Genomic DNA, 3,650 nt, shown 5'->3' with positions numbered 1-3,650 from the left:
ATCCCCAAGCGCAAGAGCGCCAACCTGAGCTACCCGAACAACCTTTCCTACGTGGCCTACATCGACTCGCCGGCCACCGATGCGCAGCTGCAGGCGCTCAAGCGCAGCGTCCACGAGCAATCCTCGGCGATCAACCTGGTGACGCAGGCGCAGCCGATCAGCCGCATCGAAGTGGAGTACATCCAGACCCCGGCCACGCGTGACCCGAACCTGCCGCCAGGCCTGCGCGATTTCATCACCCAGGAGAAGCGCCCGGCCGTGCTCGCCAAGCAGCGCGAAGCCGCGTCGGGCACGCCGGCCAACCCCGAAACGCTGGTCGCGCGCGCGCACGTCGAGCCGCACACCGGCCTGCGCCAGGTGTTCATCGGCAAGGACGGCTACCACCTGCAGCTGCATGACAGCGCGCCCGGCCTGCTCGGCTACGGACTGGCGCCGACCGCCGAGGAACACCTGATCGGCGTCACCACCACCTGCCCCACGCATATCTTTGAAGTGCAGGCCGGTGCGCGCAACGTGCTGCTGGATTCGCTGGAAGTCACCGCCGACGCCGATCTCAGCCCGCGCTTCGGCAGGAACGTGAGCGGCCCGGCGCGCTTCCACAACATCCGCTACACCGCACGGATCGAGTCGCCGGCGTCGGAACAGGAGATCCTGGCACTGCGCGACGCGGTCGAGGAAACCTGCCCGCTGTACAACCTGGTCAAGGATGAGCAGACGCTGGAAGGCAGCATCGTCCACGGCGCCTACAAGGGCGGCTGAGGCGGTACTGCAGGAGCATCGCGATGCAATGCGAACGGCGGCGCAAGCCGCCGTTTTCTTTGGGTCGGATGCCGCAAACGAAAAAGCCCCCCTCCCGCACGCGGGAGAGGGGCGCATCCACCACCGGGCTCAGCCCAGCGGTTCGTCCGACAGGTAGGTGTAGCCGGTCAGGCCCGCTTCCAGCGCGGCATCCAGCTCGGCGGCACGCTCGGCCGACAGGTTGGCCGCGGCCACGCGCTGCTTGTAGGCCGCGCGCAGGTCGTCGAGCTTGTAGCCCACGTAGTCCAGCATCACGTCGGTGGTGTCACCGCGACGCTGCTGGGTGATCGAGTAACCATCGGCGTCGGCCACCACTTCCACCGCGTCGGTATCGCCGAACAGGTTGTGGATGTCGCCGAGGATTTCCTGGTAGGCGCCGACCAGGAAGAAGCCGATGCGGTAGCTCTCGCCGTGGCGTACCGCGTGCAGCGGCAGCGAGCTGTCCAGGCTCTCGTTCTCGACGTAGGTCTTGACCATGCCGTCGGAGTCGCAGGTCATGTCGGCGATCACGCCGCGGCGGTCCGGGCGCTCGTTCAGGCGTTCGATCGGCACGATCGGGAACACCTGGTCGATGGCCCAGGCATCGGGGATCGACTCGAACACGCTGAAGTTGACGAAGTATTTGTCGACCAGGCGCTCGTTCAACTCATCAAGCGCCGGGCGGTGGCTCTTCTCGTCGTAGCTCAGGCGCGCACGCACGCCGTGGGCGATGGCGTAGAACAGGTCGTCGATGCGCGCCCGCTGCGGCAGGTCGATCTGGCCCAACGCATAGGCGCTCAGGCCTTCGGCGTGGAAGTGCTGGGCCTCCTGGAACAGCTCCACCGCCGGACGCTGGTCCAGCTCGTCATGGATCTCGCGCAGGTGGCGGACCGCGGCCGGCTCATCGTCGTGCGCCTCGGGGATGCGACCTTCGGCGGCCTGCTCCACTTCGGACACGTTGGCGATCAGCACCGCGTGGTGGGCAGTCATCGCGCGGCCACACTCGGTGACGATGCGCGGCGGGGTCAGCCCGTGTTCCTCGCAGGCCTCGGCCAGCGGCTGCACGATGTTGCTGGCATAGGCGTTCAGGCCGTAGTTGATCGAGCAGTAGCTGCGCGAGCGGGTGCCTTCGTAGTCGATGCCCAGGCCGCCGCCGACGTCGACGTGGCTGATCTTCGCGCCCAGGCGCGAGAGCTCGACGAAGTAGCGGGTAGCCTCGCGCATGCCGTTGGCGATGTCGCGCACGTTGCTGATCTGGCTGCCCATGTGGAAGTGCAGCAGGTTCAGGCAATCGGCGTACTCGGTGTCACGCAGCGACTTCCACAGGTCCAGCAGCTGGCGCGGCGACAGCCCGAACTTGGCCTTGTCGCCGCCGCTGTTCTGCCACTTGCCGGCGCCCAGCGAGGCCAGGCGCATGCGCACGCCCAGGCCCGGCTTCACGTCCAGCGCCTTGGACTCCTCCAGCACCAGCTTCAGCTCGGAGGGCTTCTCGATGACGATGTAGGTCTGCAGGCCGAGCTTGCGGCCGATCAGCGCCAGGCGGATGTATTCGCGGTCCTTGTAGCCGTTGCAGACGATCAGCCCGCCCGGCCGGCTCAGCGCCAGCACCGCCATCAGTTCCGGCTTGGAGCCGGCTTCCAGGCCGAAGCCCTCGCCGTGGTGGCTGGCCAGGGTGCCGGCCACGCCACGGTGCTGGTTGACCTTGATCGGGTACACCGCGGTATAGCCGCCGGCATAGTCCCAGTCCGCCTGGGCCTGGGCGAAGGCCGCCTGCAGCTTGCCCAGGCGCTCGCCCAGGATGTCCGGGAAGCGCACCAGCAGCGGCAACTTGGCGCCTGCGGCACGGGCCGAATCGACGATCTGCGGCAGGGAAACGGTGACGCCCGCGCTACCGGCGGGGCGGACCACGACATGCCCTGCGGCATCGACGTCAAAATAACCATCGGACCAGTGCGGGATCGAATAGGTCTTGCGGGCCTGTTCGAGGGACCAATCGCTCATCGGCGTAGCAACTCTCGGCTGTGGATAAATAAGGACGCGCATTCTAACGCCAGCGGGGCACCGGTCCGTTACAATCCGCGCCCGCGCCTTTGCTCCCCTCCCCCTCCGGGGAGGGGTTGGGGGTGAGGGTACGGCCAAGTCCCAGATTCAGCAGGTTTCACCCGTACCCTCATCCGGCGCTCCGCGCCACCTTCTCCCGGGGGAGAAGGAACAGCCCACTCCTCCTAGGGATATTGCAATGACCTCCAACGAAAACTGGTTCATCGAACACTTCCAGCCGACCGGCTCGGCCATTGGTTTCCGCATCACCGGCAAGCTGGACGAAGTGCAGTCGCCGTTCCAGAAGATCGAGATCTACGACAGCACCGACTGGGGCAAGTTGATGGTCATCGACGGCGCCATGATGCTGACCACCAAGGACAACTTCTTCTACCACGAGATGATCAGCCACCCGGTGCTGTTCACCCACACCGCGCCCAAGCGCGTGGTGATCATCGGCGGCGGCGACTGCGGCACCCTGCGCGAGGTGCTCAAGCACCCGGGCGTGGAGAGCGCCACCCAGTGCGACATCGACGAGCAGGTCACCCGCATGGCCGAGAAGTACTTCCCGGAACTGTGCGAATCCAACGGTGACGCGCGCGCCGAGCTGCTGTTCGACGACGGCGTGGCCTACATGGCCAACTGCGCCCCGGGCAGCGTGGACGTGGTGATCGTGGACTCCACCGACCCGGTCGGCCCGGCCGAAGGCCTGTTCAACAAGGCCTTCTTCGAAAGCTGCTTCCGCGCCCTGAAGGACGACGGCCTGCTGGTGCAGCAGAGCGAGTCGCCGCTGGCGCTGCTGGACCTGATCAAGGATATGCGCGCGGAAATGG

The 3,650-nt window shown here is 66.6% G+C and carries 3 protein-coding genes; 2 read left to right on the top strand and 1 reads right to left on the bottom strand.

Annotated features, from left to right (window positions below; genetic code table 11):
- On the top strand, positions 1–759 hold a 759-nt coding region (locus tag VA603_RS18460; protein ID WP_323439701.1), incomplete at its 5' end, for an OsmC family protein.
- 129 nt (positions 760–888) lie between these two features.
- Here the strand turns inward: VA603_RS18460 and speA are convergent.
- On the bottom strand, positions 889–2,778 hold the full coding sequence (gene speA, locus VA603_RS18455; protein ID WP_132862602.1) for an arginine decarboxylase: 1,890 nt from the start codon (positions 2,776–2,778) through the stop codon (positions 889–891).
- Positions 2,779–3,016: 238 nt separating this feature from the next.
- On the opposite strand from speA, the gene speE reads away from it, so the two are divergent.
- A partial coding sequence (gene speE / locus VA603_RS18450; protein WP_323439700.1) for a polyamine aminopropyltransferase occupies positions 3,017–3,650 on the top strand: 634 nt, incomplete at its 3' end.

It is taken from the genome of Stenotrophomonas capsici (assembly GCF_034961085.1).
Lineage (GTDB): Bacteria > Pseudomonadota > Gammaproteobacteria > Xanthomonadales > Xanthomonadaceae > Stenotrophomonas > Stenotrophomonas capsici.
Note: the sequence above shows the minus strand (reverse complement) of the source record. Positions and strands in the feature narration are given on the sequence as shown.

Bases quoted from the DNA above. Each gene is read 5' to 3' on its own strand.
- speA (WP_132862602.1), bottom strand. From the start codon at position 2,778: ATGAGCGATTGGTCCCTCGAACAGGCCCGCAAGACCTATTCGATCCCG.